Source organism: Brevundimonas sp., assembly GCF_031412435.1.
Lineage (GTDB): Bacteria > Pseudomonadota > Alphaproteobacteria > Caulobacterales > Caulobacteraceae > Brevundimonas.
This window is the reverse complement of the sequence record NZ_JANODA010000049.1, coordinates 1-17,094: the sequence shown is the minus strand read 5'-3', so window position 1 is coordinate 17,094 and position 17,094 is coordinate 1. Positions and strand designations below refer to the sequence as shown.

Annotated in this window: 12 protein-coding genes and 1 pseudogene; 8 read left to right on the top strand and 5 right to left on the bottom strand. The window is 67.8% G+C overall.

The genetic code is table 11. From position 1 onward, the window contains the following. Positions 1 to 372 (bottom strand): PA2169 family four-helix-bundle protein (locus RMO01_RS10010; RefSeq protein WP_309628908.1); only part of this gene is annotated, 372 nt, incomplete at its 3' end. A gap of 173 nt (positions 373 to 545) precedes the next feature. On the opposite strand from RMO01_RS10010, the gene RMO01_RS10005 reads away from it, so the two are divergent. The 3 genes from RMO01_RS10005 to RMO01_RS09995 all read left to right on the top strand — a co-directional run bounded on the left by RMO01_RS10005 (position 546) and on the right by RMO01_RS09995 (position 3,120). Next, on the top strand, positions 546 to 794 hold the full coding sequence (locus tag RMO01_RS10005) for a hypothetical protein (RefSeq protein ID WP_309628907.1): 249 nt from the start codon (positions 546 to 548) through the stop codon (positions 792 to 794). Between the two features lie 53 nt (positions 795 to 847). Continuing rightward, positions 848 to 1,039, top strand: coding sequence for a hypothetical protein (locus RMO01_RS10000; protein WP_309628906.1), 192 nt, complete (start codon positions 848 to 850; stop codon positions 1,037 to 1,039). A gap of 272 nt (positions 1,040 to 1,311) precedes the next feature. Then, a complete protein-coding gene (locus RMO01_RS09995; RefSeq protein ID WP_309628905.1) occupies positions 1,312 to 3,120 on the top strand; it encodes a terminase large subunit domain-containing protein in 1,809 nt (602 codons plus the stop codon). On the opposite strand, the gene RMO01_RS09990 is transcribed toward RMO01_RS09995, so the two are convergent. Then, on the bottom strand, positions 3,117 to 4,568 hold the full coding sequence (locus tag RMO01_RS09990) for an alpha/beta fold hydrolase (RefSeq protein WP_309628904.1): 1,452 nt from the start codon (positions 4,566 to 4,568) through the stop codon (positions 3,117 to 3,119). The genes RMO01_RS09995 and RMO01_RS09990 overlap by 4 nt on opposite strands. A 123-nt stretch (positions 4,569 to 4,691) precedes the next feature. Here RMO01_RS09990 and RMO01_RS09985 point away from each other — a divergent pair, with 123 nt between their 5' ends. Beyond that, positions 4,692 to 6,104, top strand: coding sequence for a LytTR family DNA-binding domain-containing protein (locus tag RMO01_RS09985; protein WP_309628903.1), 1,413 nt, complete (start codon positions 4,692 to 4,694; stop codon positions 6,102 to 6,104). Between the two features lie 27 nt (positions 6,105 to 6,131). Here RMO01_RS09985 and RMO01_RS09980 read toward each other — a convergent pair whose 3' ends face one another. Both RMO01_RS09980 and RMO01_RS18100 read right to left on the bottom strand, forming a co-directional pair. Continuing rightward, the gene (locus RMO01_RS09980) at positions 6,132 to 8,099 is read right to left on the bottom strand and encodes a DUF4214 domain-containing protein (RefSeq protein ID WP_309628902.1); all 1,968 of its coding nucleotides are present in this window, start codon (positions 8,097 to 8,099) and stop codon (positions 6,132 to 6,134) included. A 177-nt stretch (positions 8,100 to 8,276) separates the two neighbouring features. After that, positions 8,277 to 8,432 (bottom strand): annotated as a pseudogene (locus RMO01_RS18100) (biotin/lipoyl-containing protein); the annotation flags it as partial. Between the two features lie 525 nt (positions 8,433 to 8,957). Here RMO01_RS18100 and RMO01_RS09970 point away from each other — a divergent pair. Both RMO01_RS09970 and RMO01_RS09965 read left to right on the top strand, forming a co-directional pair. Continuing rightward, the gene (locus RMO01_RS09970; RefSeq protein ID WP_309628900.1) at positions 8,958 to 11,045 is read left to right on the top strand and encodes an ATP-binding protein; all 2,088 of its coding nucleotides are present in this window, start codon (positions 8,958 to 8,960) and stop codon (positions 11,043 to 11,045) included. An 8-nt stretch (positions 11,046 to 11,053) separates the two neighbouring features. Next, positions 11,054 to 11,731 carry a TorF family putative porin gene (locus tag RMO01_RS09965; protein WP_309628899.1) on the top strand — a complete coding sequence of 226 codons (678 nt, stop codon included), beginning with the start codon at positions 11,054 to 11,056 and terminating at the stop codon, positions 11,729 to 11,731. 55 nt (positions 11,732 to 11,786) lie between these two features. Here the strand turns inward: RMO01_RS09965 and RMO01_RS09960 are convergent, their stop codons facing one another. Further along, entirely contained in the window at positions 11,787 to 13,784 is a 1,998-nt protein-coding gene (locus RMO01_RS09960; protein WP_309628898.1) for an acetyl/propionyl/methylcrotonyl-CoA carboxylase subunit alpha, read from the bottom strand. A 162-nt stretch (positions 13,785 to 13,946) separates the two neighbouring features. Here RMO01_RS09960 and RMO01_RS09955 point away from each other — a divergent pair, with 162 nt between their 5' ends. Together RMO01_RS09955 and RMO01_RS09950 are read left to right on the top strand one after the other, a co-directional pair. Next, on the top strand, positions 13,947 to 15,434 hold the full coding sequence (locus tag RMO01_RS09955) for a hypothetical protein (RefSeq protein ID WP_309628897.1): 1,488 nt from the start codon (positions 13,947 to 13,949) through the stop codon (positions 15,432 to 15,434). A 356-nt stretch (positions 15,435 to 15,790) separates the two neighbouring features. Continuing rightward, positions 15,791 to 17,094, top strand: a 1,304-nt coding sequence (locus tag RMO01_RS09950) for a globin-coupled sensor protein (RefSeq protein WP_309628896.1), incomplete at its 3' end; no start/stop codon positions are given.

Below are 17,094 nucleotides of genomic sequence, written 5' to 3'. Positions count from 1 at the left end.
GAGCGTGTCGGGAAGATCGGCGTCCTTGGTCGCGTCTTCAAACCGCGCCTTGATCACGTCCTCGCCACGCTCGACCTCGTCGATCACCCCGCTGTCATCACGGCCCATGAGTTCGCCTCTGATCTCCGCGAACTTGTTGTGGATGCGACCCAGCAGAGACTGGTCATCCTCTGGTTCACCGCCAAAGGTGCGAACTTCGGCCTGGAGCCGGCGGCTGAGTTCTTCGCGCTTGCCGGCGCGCTCCGTGAACAGGGTTTTCAGTTCCGGATTGCTGACGCCTTCGGCCGCATGGCGATAGCCGTTCACGCTATCCAGCGTCGTCTCGATCAGATCGTTGAGCGTCTTGATGGCGCGATGATTGTCGGTGTGCATTGAGGCGTGTCCTTTGTTGAAGGGCCACATAGAACTGCCGACGCTTTACCATGTTCCCAGACAAGGGTTGTTACTCGCGAGCGGGGACAAGTTCGAAAAGGTCGATAGCGGTCATTTGACCCCGGTCGGAGAACCGACACGTGCTCTAAGGCGACCACCCAGTGGAGTCGCATATGGCCGTCGAGACCGTCTACATCATTCAGACCTATGTGCAGGGTCGCGGGAAGGGTCTGAAGGCTGAGCAGCAGCAGGGCTGCAAGTCCGCCGAAGAGGCTCGACGCAAGGCCGAACGTCTCGCACCGTTGCGGCTCGGCGTGGTCGCATTCGCAGCGTCAGCCGACACAGAGATGGGGGACTATGATGAGAACCCCACGATCCTGTTCAAGGCGGGTCAGTTACCGCCCCCCTGGAACGAGGAATAGGCTAGGACTGGCGCGTCGCCCCTTCCTCACCCTCACCGAGACCTCGCACAATGATGACCGACCTCGAACGCATTGATGCGCTTCTCGACATGGTCGATCCTGCTCGCATGCCGAACGAGAGCCGGGGACCGGAACTTACCGTTCTGGGGCTGGCCGTCGCGAAAGCCAAAGGCGGTTATGAGCCGACGAATGCCGGCTGGGTAATGATCGGCAATCGCGGCAGGGCGTTTCAGCCGCGCAAGTAGCCCCTCGCGGTATCGGAAACGAAATGCCGGGCCCCGCTGGCCTGAGCGCGAACGACCGCCAGGGTCGGAAGCGGCCATTACTGCCCCGGCAGGATGGTGACCTTGGCCGGGCAGATCTCGAAGGCATGACGCCGTCACGAATGCGGCGCCCAGCGCCGCATATCCGCCGCAACCCATCAACGGATCGACCCAGGACCCCAATGAATTCAAGGCCCCGCTCTAAATAGAGGCTTTATCCGCGCCCTGGTCTGCGGCGCCCCGATACTGGGGGCATGGGGAGATTGCACGACAGGAACGACGACCGGCCTCTGGCGCAGAGCCCGTCGGGGATGAGCCCGAAGCGCTGGCATGAGCTGCTGGAGCGGTGGCTGGCCGGGGAGCCCACCGGGGTGCTGGCGGCCGAGTACGGGGTCAGGCCAACCTCGATCCATCGCAACGCCTGTGTCCTGAAGATGCGCAAGAAGGACCGGGCGGACGCGGTGCGTCTGGCCAAGGGGCCGCCGCCGGCGGTGGCGGAGGTGCAGGCGGACGGGACTTTGCGGATGACCTGTCGCGACCTGGCGATGACCATCGACAGGCGCGATCCCGGGGCGACGCGCGAGGCGGTGCTGGACGGCCTGTCAGACGCGATCGAGGCGGGTCGGTGGCAGGACGGGCGCGGGCTGGTGACCCTGGGCAAGGGGGTGCTGGACCTTATGGAGCCGGGATGGCGCAAGCCGAAGGTGCGCTGGATCGGGGCGCCGCCGGAGGACGAGGCGAAAGAGGATGAGGCGAAAGAGGTCGCGTCGGCGCCGGTGAAGCTGACGACGGCGCAGCGGGCGCCCGACAAACTTCCCGACGGGGGCGACTGGGCGACCTGGCTGTTCCTGGGCGGGCGCGGGGCGGGCAAGACCCTGGCCGGGGCGATGTGGCTGAGCGACCGGGCGATGGAGGCGTCCGGAGGCCGGCTGGCGCTGATCGGGCCGACCCTGCACGACGTGCGCGAGGTCATGATCGAGGGGGTGTCGGGGATCCGGTCGCTGGCGCGCTGGTCGCGGGCGGACCGGCCGCGGTTCGAGGCGTCGCGGCGCAGGCTGCTGTTTTCGAACGGGGCGGTGGCCCAGACCTTCTCGGCCGAGGACCCGGACAGTCTGAGAGGGCCGCAGTTCTCGCAGGCCTGGGCGGACGAGTTCTGCGCCTGGCCGGCGACGGGCGCGCGCGGGGCGGGGGAGACGCTGGCGTTGTTGCGGATGGGGCTGAGGCTGGGCGCGCTGCCGAGGCTGGTGGTGACGACGACGCCCCGGCCGACGCGGGCGCTGATCCGGTTGCGGGACGAGGCGTCCTGCGTGACCACCCATGCGACGACGGCGGACAATGCGGCGCATCTGTCGCCCGGCTTCCTGGAGGAGCTGACGGCCCGTTACGGCGGGACGCGGCGGGCGGCGCAGGAGCTGGAGGGGCGGGTCGTGGAGATCGACGGCGCCCTGTTCACCGCCGTGATGATGGCGGACTGCCGCGCGCCCGAGGACTTCCGGCCGTGGGGGACCCTGGGGGTGCGGAGCGGCGAGGGCGGGACGTCGATGCCGGCCGGGTTCGAGCGGGTGGTCGTGGGGGTGGACCCGACGACGACGGCGGGCGGCGACGCCTGCGGCATCGTGGTGGTGGGCAGACGGCGGATCGACGGGGTGACGCGGGCGGTGGTGCTGGCCGACCGGTCGGCGCGGGGACTGTCGCCGGACGGCTGGGCGCGGCGGGCCAAGGCGGCGGCCCTGGCCTGGGGCGCGACCTCGATCGTGGCCGAGGTCAACCAGGGCGGAGAGATGGTGCGGGCGGTGTTCAGGGCGGTCGGCTGCGGGACGCCGGTGATCGACGTGCGGGCCTCGGTCGGCAAACGGGCGCGGGCCGAGCCGGTGGCGGCCCTGTACGAACAGGGACGGGTGACGCACGCGGGAGTGTTCGACGCCCTGGAGGAGGAGCTGATGGCGATCGGGGCGGAGGACGACGGCGGCCTGTCCCTCGACCGCGCCGACGCCCTGGTGTGGGCGGTGTCAGCCCTGATGCTGGACGGGGCGGGCGAGGGGCCGAGGATCCGGAGGCTCTAGGAGAGGGGGAAGGTCGGGGGCGGGAGGGGCAGCTGCGTGTCGGCGACGGGCTGTTCGCCGAAGAAGCGGACCAGCAGGGGCGTCACGTCGGGGTGGGCCTCGAACACATTGTGGCCGGCGTTCTCGACGAGGACCTGGGTCCTGTTCCGGAACTGGGCGATGACCTCGGCCTGTTCCTCCAGCGGGGTGCGGCCGTCGAGGGAGCCGGCGACGAGGAGGGCGGGCGTCTCGATGCGGATGGGGCTGCGGAAGTCCTCGCCCAGATCCAGACCCGGGATGGCCCCCAGCAGGTGGGGCATGGGGTAGTTGTGGGCGTCGCCCATGACCGCCGTGCGCGCCTCCTGTTCGACCAGGGCCAGACGGGCGGGGGAGATGCCCGAGGCCATGTCCATCGCCTCCGACATGCCCGAGACGCCGAACACGCGCGAGACGCCGCCGAAGAAGGCGGCGGCGCCGTCCGTCCGCCCGGCGTCGAGGGCCAGATACAGGCCGGGGAGCCGGGCGAGGGTCGGGGGATTGGCGACCAGGGCGGCGCTGATCAGCTGGACTCCGAGGGCCCCCATTTTCAGTTCGACCGGGCCAGCGGCGGAGGCGAGGGTGATCGGGGCCGGGTCGGCGTCCAGCCGGGCATGGACGCGGCGCATCAGGGCCGGCAGGTCGAGGACGGCGGCGCGGGCGACCGGATCCTGACCCAGCACGGCGTCGACCCGGTCGAGGAAGGCGTCGATATGGGCGGGGCGTTTGACCGTCTGGTCCTGACCCTCGAGGCTGGCCAGGGCGACGCGGCCGATCGAGTCCGGATGCCGCTTGAGCACCGACAGGGCCAGGTGGGTGCCGTAGCTGATGCCCCATAGATTGATCCGGTCGACGCCGAGATGGCGACGCAGATCCTCGATGTCATCGGCGCTCTGTTCGGTGGTGTAGCCGGCCATGGCGACGCCGGACCGGGTCCAGTCGACCCAGGCCTTCTGGATGTCGTCGCGGTAGTAGCCCGTCAGTCCCGCGCGGGTCAGGTCGGGGAATGGGCCGGTCGGTTCGGGGCGTGCAGGGATATGGGCGGAGAGGCCTGTGCCGCGCTGGTCGAAGGCGATGACGTCAGCGACGGCGCGCAGGGCCATGAAGATGGGGAAGCGGGGGCCGGTCGCCGCGTCCGCGCCGCTGCCGCCCGGACCGCCCGCCAGATAGACGATCGGCGGGCCCGGGTTCGGCGAGGTCGAGGGGAAGCGGACATAGCCCAGGCGGATCCAGCGCGAACCGGGATCGCGGCGATCCTCGGGTACGTCGAAGAAGCCGCGTTCGGCCGGCGTCGTCTCGCCCGAGCGGCTGGTGAAGGTGAAGGGGCCGGCCGGGGTCTGGGTCTGTGCCAGGGTGCGGCCGGCGAGGCCGAGGGCAGGGAGCGCGAGGCCGACGGCGAGGAGGGAGCGGCGGTTCAGGGATATGTGGGTCATGGCCATACCCAGCCCCAGACCCGCAGGCTTCGCAGCCCCGCTTCGGCCAACGGCGCCGCTGGATCGGCGAACGGCGGCGCATTCCGGCGAACGACGCGATACAGGGTCGCCATGACACGGACGTTGCTTCTCGCACTGATTCTGATCTGGCTCCCCGGCGTGGCGGGGGCGCAGGACTGGGAGGCCTGTCGCGGGTCGCCCGGCGCGTCGGGGCCGGTTCTGGGCGACTGTCGGCCGGTGGAGGGCGTGATCAATCCGCAGGGGCGGGAGCTGTGGCTGCGCGCCGTCGTCGAGCGTCCGGCAGGAGAGGGGCCGCATGCGCTCTATATCGGCGGGATCGCGTCGTCGGAGGTCTGGCTGAACGGCCGGAAGCTGGGCGCGAACGGCCGGCCGGGAGGGTCGGCCGAGGCGGAGGTTCCGGGGCGGTATCAGGTCGCGTTTCCGATCGGCGAGACCGCCTGGCGGGCGGGGGGTAATGAGCTGGTCGTGCGGATGTCGTCGTTTCATGGCGGGCTGCGGCTGGACCAGCCGATCACGGGACTGGTCGTCCATGACTATCCGCTGCCGTCGCGGGCCATCACGCTGGCGGCGACGTTCGCGGCGGCCGGAGCCCTGCTGGCGGCGGCCTTCGGGTTCGGGGTCATCCATGCGCTGAGGCGGACGGGATCCAGCCTGACGCTGGCGGCGATGGCGGGGGTCGCAGGCGCGCAGGCGATCCTGGAGACGCTGAGGACGCTGGTTCCCTATGCCTATCCGGTCCACGTCTGGCGGCTGGTCGGGATCTGGGGGCTGACGGCGGTCTTCGCCCTGCTGCTGGTGTCGTATGTCGGATCGCGGTTCCAGCCCCGGGCGCGGCGGGCGATGATCGGCGTCGCGGCCGTGGGCATGGCCTTGAGCTGGCTGGTTCCCGGGTTCGATCTGAAGACCATAGCCGCCCTGACGGTCGGGGTGGGGCTGGCGGCCGTGGCGGCTTCCGTCGCGGTATCGCGTCGCCAGCCGGGGGCGCGGCTGACCCTGGCCTATCTGGCGGTGTTCGTGGCGGTCGGGCTAGCCTTCCCTGAGGGACTGGTCGACCTGTCCTACTTCCTGTTCGCGGCGGGTCTGGTCCTGCCTCTGCTGATGACCGAGGTGGTGCGGCTGGGGCGGGACGATCAGGAGCGCGAGATCGCCCTGACCCGCGCCGCCGCCCGGCCCAACTGTCTGACCGTGGCCTCGGCGCGCGGGGTGCTGAGGGTCCCGCTGGCGGAGATCGTCGCCGTGGTCGGGGCCGACGACTATGTCGAGCTGAGGCTGGCCGACGGGCGCAGGTTGCTGCACGCGGCGCGGCTGGACCGGCTGGAGACGGAACTGCCGGCCGGGTTCCTGAGGGTGCACCGGTCGGTGATCGCCAACCTGGCCCATGTGCAGGGGTATGAGCGCGACGGCGGGCGCGGGCGGCTGCTGATGGGCGAGGGCGCGCCGCTGCCGATCAGCCGGAACCGGCTGCCGGCGGTGCGGGATGCCCTGGAAGCGCCGGCGGCGTCCGCCATGGCCTAGGCGAACTCCGTCGGCACGTCGTCCACTTCAAGCCCAGGCGAGGTCGAGGAAATCCCTTTGGGGGACAAGCGCCGCGTCTTCGGTCACCAGGTCGATCGGCGTGATGATGTTTGTGACAGGCGCCGCCCCGAAGCTGTGAACGTCCTGATCCGCCTGGACGCTTGAGAGCGCCGTGTGATCCGTATCGAGGGACAGGAAGGCTTCGTGATGAACGGCCAGACCCGGAAGGACCAGGGTGACGTCCATGCCCTTGCCGTGGACCGTCTCGACCCAGGCCCCACTCGAGCCGTCGAACCGGATTCCGCCTGCCCAAAGGGGCGCGGTCAGGGCGATGTGCTCGGGGCTTTCGGAGAAGGAGAACACCAACGACGAACGGGCGACGCCGTTGTCGAGCTGGCCGGTCCAGTAGTTGACGCCCGCAGTGTCGCCGTCCCGGTCGAGGCAGGTCCGGTACAGCAGTTCGACGAAATCCCGGTTGTCCAAGGCGCCGAAGCGAAGGGCGAATTCAGGAGATCCGATGAAGGCGTCGATGACCTGAACGTGGTTCATGCCGCCGTCCAGCAGTCCGATCCACTGCGTAAGCCCAGCGGCGTCCGGCGCGCGGCCAAGAGCGGCGTCATAGAGCCGGGCGATGAACAGGGCCTCCGCGTCCGCGACCCACATCGGACCCGAGGCCGGCTCGCCCATGACGGCCCGATGCTCAGCGCTCTCAGCGAAGACGGCGATCACTTCGGACCGTTGCATGGAAGACAGTTGTCCGGTCCAGAACGAGAGACCCGCAGGGTCGGCCTCGCGGTTCAGGGCATTGCGGTAGAGCAGGGCGACGAACTGTTGATCCGAGAGGCCTCTGAAGATCGCCTGGCCCTCCGCCGAATAGAACAGGGTACCTGCGAGGTGTGAGACAGTGAGGCCCTGGTCGAGCTGTCCGACCAGGTTCGACAGGCCGGCGGAATCGGCCGGGCGGCCCAGGGCGGCGTCGAAAAGGCGCAACGCCCGCAGGGTGTTGCTGTCGCCGACATCGCGCACCAGCACGCCGTCGGCGAAACGCAGTTCCTCAATGCTGACGAGCGTGTCTGCCCCTGTTCCTCCGGGGCCGCCCGACACGGTCGTTTCGCCGACCGCATACTGGCGACGCAGGCCGGTGTAGAGGGCGGCGTCCGCCCCGTCGCCTCCGTCGAGGTAATCGTCGCCGGCGCCCCCGACGAGCCTGTCCGTGCCGCTGCCGCCGAACAGCCAGTCGTTCCCGGCCGCGCCATCCAGGAAGTCGCTGCCAGCATGGCCGAACAGGCTGTCGGCGCTTGCCTGTCCGACCAGATTGTCAGCGCCGAAGCCGAGGCCGTTTTCGATCCGAACCGTGTCGGGAACGATCGCGCCAGTGCGCGTCAGATCGACGGTGCGATCGGTGAAGACGATCCGCTCGATCCCCATCAGGATGTTGCGCGCCGTGCCGCCGCTGACGATGTTCAGGGCGCCGCCCTGGATCGACATCGATGACGCGGAGTAGGCGTAGTTCAGGTGGACCACGTCCTCGCCAGCGCCGCCGTCGATCGTGTTGTTGCCTGCGCCCGGACGGATGAGGTCGTCGCCGCCGCCGCTGTTGATCGTATCGTCACCCGAGCCGGTCGCGATGGTGTCGCCGTCCCTGTTGCCGACGATCACGAGGCCGGTCCCGGCACCGGCGAGATCAACGCTGAATCCCGTGCCCAGCAAGAGGCGCTCGATAGAGGTTCCCTGGCCGATGACGGCCTCGTAAAACCCGCCGCCGCGCACATACATGGATGCGACGAGGTCGATTCCGCCCTGCGCGTTCAGTCGGATCGTGACCGGCTGGGTGTAGAAGAAGCTGGAGGCGGCATAGGCCGTCAAATCCCAGGTGTCGAAGCCGCCGCCTCCATTCACCACAGGGTTTGTCTCAGCCCGGGTCCAGACGAAGGTATCGTCGCTTTCGCTGGAGAGAGGATTGTCGCCGGTCATAAAGGCCCCGAAGATACTCATGACCCACTCCCCACGTGACGGCGCATCAGTAGCATTCGGGCCGTGGAAAAACCACCGTTTCCTTTGTTGCAGGCGGTCGGGCGCGTGTGATCGGGGCTTCCGCCTGGAAAACGGGCCGAGCCGCGATCAGGGCGTCCTGGGCTTTCGTTCAGCGCACCCTGTCCGCGCGGCGGCGGGTCAGCCGAACTCCACCAGAACGTGATCGGCGGCGACCGGGTCCCCCGCCTTCGCGCCCACGACCTTCACCACCCCGTCGCGTTCCGCCTTGAGGATGTTCTGCATCTTCATAGGCTCGATGACGGCGACGGTTTCGCCGGCCTTGACCTCCTGGGCAACCGCCGGATCGACCCCGGCGATGATGGAGAAGGAGATCGCCTCGGGGATCAGAGCCAGGGCGATGACGGTCCCAGCCAGCAGATCACGGCGCGGATTGGAGAGCCACTGCTGGCGCGCCGAAGCGATGAGGATCATGGGTTCAGTCTGTCGGTTGAACGGCTCGCGCGCGGCGATGCGTCGTTCTCATTCCTGATGGATCGACGCCCGGGGCAGCCACCCGTCGCGGGGTCCTGATGACATCTGTGCAGATGCAGCAATTCGGCCGTCGGGCAACCGTCGGACGGTGCGCCGTGGCTGGATCAGGTCGGACGCGGCGGATGTCGCCGGGGTAGCCGTAAGTCAGGAGGGCGTGTCGTCATCGCCAGACTTCCGTGACATCCTGAAGCTTCACAGTAACGGAGGCCGCCTCAGGGCTCTCGCCACCCGGTTGCGATCCAGTGTAGGTTATCAGGCATACTACTCAGGGTCCGATTAAGTTCGGCTTAAGCGCAAGTCCCCAAGCTGGTCTTTGGGTGAGGGACTATGTCTGAACAATCAGCACTGACACGTGCGCAACTGCTTCGCATTCTGCTTTTCGCGATCGTCGCCGTCGCTACGCTGATGTTGTCCGTAGGAGGGATGGTCGCCTATTCGGCTGCCGTTCTCGACGACGTGAGCATTCAAAATCAGGTCAGGCTGACGGAACGGCGAGTAGAGCGGCGTCTGAGGGCTCTGCACGTAAATGTGACGTCTGCGACCGTCTGGAACGAGGCCTATGCGAGGACGCTCGCCGGCGATCTGGACTGGATGCAGGCCAACTTCGGCGACTACTACGCGGACTACATGAACCATGAAGTCACCGTGGCGCTCGATGGCGACGGGAAGGCCATCTACGCGTCCCGTGACAGCGAACAGGTTTCGCCAGAGGCTGAACAGGCCTTCCTCCAGGCTGTGCGGCCGCTCGTCGACGAAGTTCGACGAAGCCCGAAGTACCGACCGTCCGGACAAGGCAGGACGACCTTCGGGCTGGACGCGGTGAGTACGCGCGATGCGGTCATACAGGTCGGGCCGGAGCCCTACTTCGTCGCAGTTTCGAGCGTGGTTCCCGAGGACGCCGCGCATGATCGTCCCGGTGGAATGGACCCGATCGTCATCTCGGGGGTCAGGGTCAGGACCTTTATCGGAACGCTGGCGGAGGACCTCATGCTGTCCGATCCCCGGCTCCTTCCTGCGACCGCCCCCCGCGCGCCCGCGCAGCTGCCGCTCGTGGACGCCGACGGCAGGGTCATCGGCATTATCGGCTGGACGCCGGACCGTCCGGGCGGCGCGCTCCTCCTCGGCGCCATACCGGGACTGTCCGCGCTGGTCGCGCTTTTGCTGGCTTCGCTCCTGTTCGGGGGCGTGCGCGTGTACCGTCTGGTCCGCGATCTTGCCCACAACGAAGAGGCCCTGGACCGGTCGCTCGCCGAGGCGGAAGCGGCCAACGCGGCCAAGTCGCAGTTCCTGGCCAATATGAGTCACGAGTTGCGGACGCCGCTGAACGGCATCATCGCGATGAGCGAGCTGCTTCATCAGCACCAGACCGACGATCGAGGGCGGGAGATGGCGCGGACCATCGTGTCGTCCGGCCACACCCTGGAACATGTCGTCAACGACATCCTGGATGTCGGGAAGATCGAAGCCGGCATGTTGCAGTTCGACATCGCACCGTTCGCGCTGGACGACGTGCTTCGGTCGGCGGCGGAGCTCCATGGCGCGACGGCGGCCGCCAAGGGCGTCGAGCTCACGCTCACCATCCACCCGGATGCGACCGGCCTCTATGCGGGCGACCCTACGCGGGTGTCGCAGGTGGTCTCGAATCTGATCGGCAACGCCGTGAAGTTCACCGACTGCGGCAGCGTCCGGATCACGGCGCGTCGTCATCGGCACGGCGAGCTCTGCATCTCGGTCAGCGACACCGGAATCGGCTTCGATCGTGCGACGGCCGCCCGTCTGTTCCAGAGGTTCGAGCAGGCTGACGCCTCCATCAGCCGTCGCTTTGGCGGGACCGGGCTTGGCCTCGCGATCAGCGCGTCCCTGGCGCGGATGATGGGCGGGTCTGTCTCGGTCCGATCCGTTCCCGGCAAGGGATCGACCTTCTTCGCACATCTTCAGCTGGAGCGACTGCCAGACGGCGAAAAGGCGGCTTCGGCTGTGACGGCTGTGCGAGAGCCGAAAGACGCGGGCGAGTTACGGATTCTCTATGCGGATGACCATGAGGTGAACCGCCAGGTCGTGAGCCTCATCCTTGAGCCTCTGGGCGCCATGATGACCCTGGTCCAGGACGGGGCGGAGGCGTTCGCGCGTGTGCAGGCCTCGGATTTCGATCTGATCCTGATGGACGTTCAGATGCCGGGTATGGACGGCCTCACGGCGACACGCCTGATCCGGCAGCACGAGATCGACAACGGGCTGGCTCGCACGCCGATCATCTCGCTGACCGCCAACGCCATGGAGGACGATGTCAGACGAAGCCTGGCGGCGGGTTCGGACCTTCACCTTCCAAAGCCGATCCGGCCTGCGGCCCTCATAGAGGCCGTGAAGGCCCTGATCGCTCGGTCCCGCTCCCACGCTGCGGCCGCGACCGCATGAGACTGATCATGATCAAGACAATTCTCGTTTCCACAGTTCTCCTGATGCCGGCTTCGAACGCGCTCGCGCAGTCAAACTGGTCGCTTGAGGGAACAGTCGGGGTCGTCAGCGACTACCGCTATCGAGGCTATTCGCTATCCGACGGCGATCCCGCACTGCAGGCCGGTCTGACCCTGGGCCACAGCTCGGGCTTTTACGGCGACGTCTTCGTCTCTTCGATCGACGAGTATGGCATCGGCGCGGATGGTGACGGCGCGGAGGTCGAAGTCACCGGCTCGCTCGGATGGGCCGGGATGCTCGGTGACTTCGATGTCGACGCGGCTGTATCGGCCTATCGGTATCCGGATGGGGATGACGTCAACTACATCGAGGCGCCGGTGCAGATCGGCCAGACTGTCGGAGCCCTGACCTGGACCGTCGGCGTCGCCTATGCGCCGGCGCAGGACGCCCTGTCCGACGAGGACAACAGGTACGGCTGGGCCGGGCTGAGCTACTCGCCCGAGGGTTGGCCGATCTCCTTGTCTGGCGTGTTCGGCTATGAGGACGGCGCCTTCGCGCCGGACGGCAAGTCCGACTGGGCCTTGGGGGCGGAGCATGATCTGGGCCCCGCGACGCTGGCGTTGACATGGGTCGACAGCGACGTCGATGCCGGCGCGCTGGTCGCCTCCGCGTTTGTAAAGTTCTGATCGCACCGGCCGGAAGCGGGCCGGATCCGAAAGAGAGGCGTCGGCGAGGCGGCGGCTAGCCGAACTCCACCAGCACATCATCCGCCGCGACCGGATCGCCGGCCTTCGCCCCCACGGCCTTCACCACCCCGTCCCGTTCCGCCTTGAGGATGTTCTGCATCTTCATGGCCTCGATGACGGCGACGGTTTCGCCGGCCTTGACCTCCTGGCCCACCTCGACCGCGATGGAGACGACGAGGCCGGGCATGGGGGACTGGATCAGCTTCGACGTGTCGGCGGCCTGTTTCTCGGGCAGGCGGGCGAACAGCTCGGCCATGCGGGGGGTGAGGACGCGGACGCGGGCGCGGGTCGCGCCGGTGCGGATGGAGAAGCCGTCGGCGATGCGGCCGACCTCGGCGGTGAAGGGCTCGTGGTCGAGGACGGCGCGGAACTGGGCCAGGCCCGGGCGCCAGTCGATGTCGGAGAGCTGGAGAGCGCGGTCCTCGCCGGCGAGGTCCAAGGTCAGGGCCTCCTCCTCGTCATAGCCGAGTGAGACGCCGTGGGGCTCTTTAGGGGCTTCTGGCCGGTCGATCAGGACGATCCAGTCGGTGCGGTCGGACGGGTCGCCGGACTGTTCGGAGAGGATCTCGTTCATGGCCGCGGCCGTGGCGATCAGGATGTCGGTGCGGCGACGATCCGGGGCCGCGCCTTTGAAGCCGTCGGGGAACTCGTCCTTGATGTAGGAGGTCGAGAGAGCGCCCGAGCGGAACCGCTCCTGGTCCATGACGGCGGCGAGGAAGGGGACATTGTGGCCGACGCCCTGCAGGTGGGTGTCCTCGAGCGCCCGCTTCATGCCGTCGATGGCGGCGATCCGGGTGGGGGCCCAGGTGTTCAGCTTGGCGATCATGGGATCGTAGAACATGGAGATCTCGTCGCCCTCGCGGACGCCGGAATCGTTCCTGACCGTATAGCCGCCCTGTTCGCCTTCCTCGGGCTGGTCGTAGCGGACGAGGCGGCCGATGGACGGCAGGAAGCCGCGATAGGGATCCTCGGCGTAGATGCGGCTCTCGATGGCCCAGCCGTTGATCTTCAGGTCGTCCTGACCGAAGGCCATGGTCTCTCCGGCGGCCGAGCGGATCATCTGTTCGACGAGATCGACGCCGGTGATCAGTTCGGTGACCGGGTGTTCGACCTGAAGCCGGGTGTTCATCTCCAGGAAGAAGAAGCTGCGGTCCTGACCGGCGACGAACTCCACCGTGCCGGCCGAGTCGTAGTTCACGGCGCGGGCGAGGGCGACGGCCTGTTCGGACATGGCCTTGCGGGTGGCGTCGTCCAGCAGGGGGGAGGGCGCCTCCTCGATGACCTTCTGGTTGCGGCGCTGGATCGAGCATTCGCGGTCGAACAGGGAGACGATCGTGCCGTGCTTGTCGCCCAGGACCTGGATCTCGATGTGGCGCGGGTCGATGATGAATTTCTCGAGGAAGACGCGGTCGTCTCCAAAGGCGGTCAGGGCCTCGGCCTTCACGGCGGCGAAGCCTTCAGCCATGTCGGCGTCGGAGTGGGCGACGCGGATGCCCTTGCCGCCGCCGCCGGCGCTCGCCTTGATCATGACCGGATAGCCGATCTCATTGGCGATCTGGATGGCGTGTTCGTCGGACTCGATCAGCCCCATATAGCCCGGCACGGTCGAGACCCCGGCCTGGGCGGCGAACTTCTTGGAGGTGATCTTGTCGCCCATCGCCTCGATGGCGTGGGGGTTGGGCCCGATGAAGGCGATGCCCTCAGCCTCCAGCCTGCGGGCGAAGACGGGGTTCTCCGACAGGAAGCCGAAACCCGGATGGACGGCCTCGGCGCCCGAGCGACGCACGGCCTCGACGATCTTGTCCTGGACCAGATAGCTCTCGGCGGCTGCCGACGGGCCGATGTGGATGGCTTCGTCGGCCATCTCCACGGCCATGGAGCCGGCGTCGGCGTCCGAGTGGACCACAACGGTCGCGATGCCCATGCGGCGGGCCGTCTTGATGATACGGACGGCGATCTCGCCCCGGTTCGCGATCAGGATCTTTGAGAACATGTGGGACCGTTAGGCGGGCGTCGCGGGCGTGTAAACGGGGGCCGCGTCCGCTCGCGCGTCGGGCGAACCGTCACATCCCTGCCGTTCTGGCTTGGCAAGATCAGGGTGGATCGGCTTTAACTCGCGGCCGAACCATTCGCATCCCCGGCCTGGAGTTCGTTCATGACCCGCTTTCTGACCGCCGTTTCGGCGGCCGCCTTCCTGCTTGTCGCGGGGACCGCCACCGCGCAGGACTTCCGCGCCCTGGCTCGCACCGACCTGCAGGCGGCGCATGACGCGCTGCGTGACAACCACCCCGCCGCCGTCATCCCCGGCGCGCCGGGCGACACCTTCCGCAGCTGGCTGGACGCCGGCCTGACGGACGCCAACGGCCGCATCGGCCAGGTCAACTCAGGCGACGCCCACGCCTATCTGATGCGCTACTACGCGGCCGGTTTCCGTGATTCGAACATCTCGATCCGCCCCACGTTCGAAGGCCTCGGCCCTTATTTCGGCATCAGCTGGCCCGGGATCACCACCGGCTGGCGCAACGGCCGCTATGAAGTGACCTATGTGAAGCAGGGCGTGCGCAATGCGCCGCGCATCGGCGACATCGTCGTCAGCTGCAACCTGACGCCCATCGAGGAATACGCCCGCGGCAAGCTCGACCAGTGGGAAGGCAACCTCGACACCGAGGCCGGCCGCGTCACCTCGGCCCCCTATCTGCTGTGGAACCGCAACAACCCGTTCGCGGCCGGCACGCCCTCGACCTGCGAGTTCAAGCGTGGCGAGCGCGGTCGTCCGCGCGCCGTCGAACTGCGCCCCATGCCGCTGGTCGCCGGTGATCTGGAAACCGCCTATCGCGCCACCGTCTATATGCCGCCGGCGACGCCGCTGAACGTCGAGACGGTCAACGGCCGTCCGTGGGTGCATGTCCACTCGTTCGCCGACAGCGCGGGCTGGGACGCCTTCAACTCTCTGGTCGAAGGTCAGGCCGCAGCCCTGCGCGGCCCGCAAGGCTTCGTGCTGGACCTGCGCGCCGCCTCGGGCGCCTCGGCCTATACCTCGACCGCACGCGGCTATGGCCTGGCCAACCGCATCTGGACGCCGGAGTTCACCGTCAGCCGCCAGCCGGCCGCCGGCGCCATCACCTATCGCGCCACCCCGGGCAACCGCACCTGGTACAATGACACCCTCGGCCGGATGCAGGCCGACCCGCGCTTCGTCCAGGAAGCCGCTCCCGTGATCGCACAGACCCAGGAGATCGTTGCGGCCTTCGACACGGCCATCGCCTCCGGTCAGCAGACCTTCACCCTGGCGGGACGCGCGGCCGTGCCGGACACGGGTGCGGCCAACCCGGTTCAGGGCCCGGTCGTGGTTCTGGTCGATGCGGGCTGCTCGGGCGGTTGCCTCGATACGCTGGACCTGCTGTCCAAGCTGCCGAACGTGCGCATCGCCGGTTCGACGACGGCGACCGACACCATCTTCATCGAGCCCACGGTGGCCCGCCTTCCGTCGAACTATTCGGACCTGAGCTATGGCCACAAGGCCTGGACCAGCCGCGAGCGCCCGAACAATGCGCCGTTCACCCCGGCGCAGGGCCTCGTCTACACGGGCAACCCGGCGGACGAGAACGCCGTGCGGACCTGGGTCGGGACGCTGTTCCAGTAAGGGCGCTACCGCTCACGACGCGGTCGCTCGCTGCTTGAGCGCGCCGTCGAAATGAATTGGGCCGGACGGGGGAGACCTCGTCCGGCCTTTTCCGTTTGCGGCGATTGTTTTCAAGCGTCGCGGCCTGCGCCGGTGAGCGGTCGTCCTAGGTGTCCGTCATGGGTGGCCAGGACACATCCGTACATCAAGGCATGGCGCGAATTCCCTTTGCCTACGGAACATCCCGTAGCGCGCCGGTAAGTCCGAATTATCCATGGCGTTAGTAGGGTTTAACGCGAAGGACGAGCGAGGGCCGCCCTTAGTCCAGGAGGGGTCAACCCGTGTCCAGTCAAGCCTTACAAGGCCGGATCAAGTTCATGAAACTTGATGAGGCCGCGCGTTCGCGCATCAAGTCGATCAAGCCTCTCATCATGAAGGAAATGCCGGCGGCTCTGGACGGGTTCTATGACCAGGTCCGGGCCACGCCCGAGACCAGGGCCTTCTTCAAAGACGATGGCCATATCGACGCTGCGCATAAGAAACAGATGGCGCACTGGGACATCATTTCGGGCGGCCTCTACGACGACCGCTATGCGGACGGCGTGACCAAGGTGGGAGAAGTCCATGCCCGCATCGGCCTGGAACCGCGCTGGTACATCGGCGGCTACGCCCTGGTGCTGGATGCCCTGGTGGCGAAGGTCATCGAGGCGCGCTGGCCCAAACACGCCCTGAATGCCCGTGGCGTGACGGCTGGATCCACGGCGGGTGAATTGGGAGCCCTGATCAAGGCGACGCTGCTGGACATGGATCTTGCGGTCTCCGTCTACCTGACTGCTCAGGAGACCAGGCGGAAGATCGCCGAGACAGAGCGGCAGGAGGCCGAGGACCAGCAGAACCGTGTCATGGCCGCGCTTGCCGAAGGCCTTGAAAGGCTGGCGTCCGGTGATTTTGCGACACGCCTGGAAATCGAGGTCGAACCCCGATTCCAGGGCGTGAAGGATGATTTCAACAAGACCGTCGAAACCCTGGCGGCGACGATCCGATCCATCTCCGGTTCCGCCGGCGCCGTCCTGAATGGTTCCGAGGAAATCGCCTCCGCTTCGGAGGAACTGTCCAGACGCACCGAACAACAGGCCGCCTCGCTGGAGGAGACCGCCGCCGCCCTGGACGAGATCACCGCCACGGTGAACCGCACCGCTTCGGGCGCCAAACAGGCCTCCGAGACGGTCCAGGCCGCCAAGGGCGACGCCGAGACCTCGGGCAACGTCGTCCGCGACGCCGTCGGGGCCATGGGCGCGATCGAGAAGTCGGCCCAGGAGATCAGCCAGATCATCGGCGTGATCGACGAGATCGCCTTCCAGACCAACCTGCTGGCCCTGAACGCGGGCGTCGAGGCGGCGCGCGCCGGCGACGCCGGCCGCGGCTTCGCGGTCGTGGCCTCCGAGGTCCGGGCCCTGGCCCAGCGCTCGGCGGAAGCGGCCAAGGAGATCAAGGTGCTGATCTCGGCCTCGACCACCCAGGTCAACGCCGGGGTCACCCTGGTCGGCCAGACCGGCGAGGCGCTGCAACGCATTGTCAGCCGCGTCGCCGAGATCGACGGCCTGGTGTCGGAGATCGCCGCCTCGGCCCAGGAACAGGCCACGGGCCTTCAGCAGGTCAACACCGCCGTCAACCAGATGGA

Coding starts and splice junctions, on each gene's coding strand:
- RMO01_RS10000 (WP_309628906.1), top strand. CDS start 848: ATGACCGACCTCGAACGCATTGATGCGCTTCTCGACATGGTCGATCCT.
- RMO01_RS09965 (WP_309628899.1), top strand. CDS start 11,054: ATGATCAAGACAATTCTCGTTTCCACAGTTCTCCTGATGCCGGCTTCG.
- RMO01_RS10005 (WP_309628907.1), top strand. CDS start 546: ATGGCCGTCGAGACCGTCTACATCATTCAGACCTATGTGCAGGGTCGC.
- RMO01_RS09995 (WP_309628905.1), top strand. CDS start 1,312: ATGGGGAGATTGCACGACAGGAACGACGACCGGCCTCTGGCGCAGAGC.
- RMO01_RS09990 (WP_309628904.1), bottom strand. CDS start 4,568: ATGACCCACATATCCCTGAACCGCCGCTCCCTCCTCGCCGTCGGCCTC.
- RMO01_RS09970 (WP_309628900.1), top strand. CDS start 8,958: ATGTCTGAACAATCAGCACTGACACGTGCGCAACTGCTTCGCATTCTG.
- RMO01_RS09960 (WP_309628898.1), bottom strand. CDS start 13,784: ATGTTCTCAAAGATCCTGATCGCGAACCGGGGCGAGATCGCCGTCCGT.
- RMO01_RS09955 (WP_309628897.1), top strand. CDS start 13,947: ATGACCCGCTTTCTGACCGCCGTTTCGGCGGCCGCCTTCCTGCTTGTC.
- RMO01_RS09980 (WP_309628902.1), bottom strand. CDS start 8,099: ATGAGTATCTTCGGGGCCTTTATGACCGGCGACAATCCTCTCTCCAGC.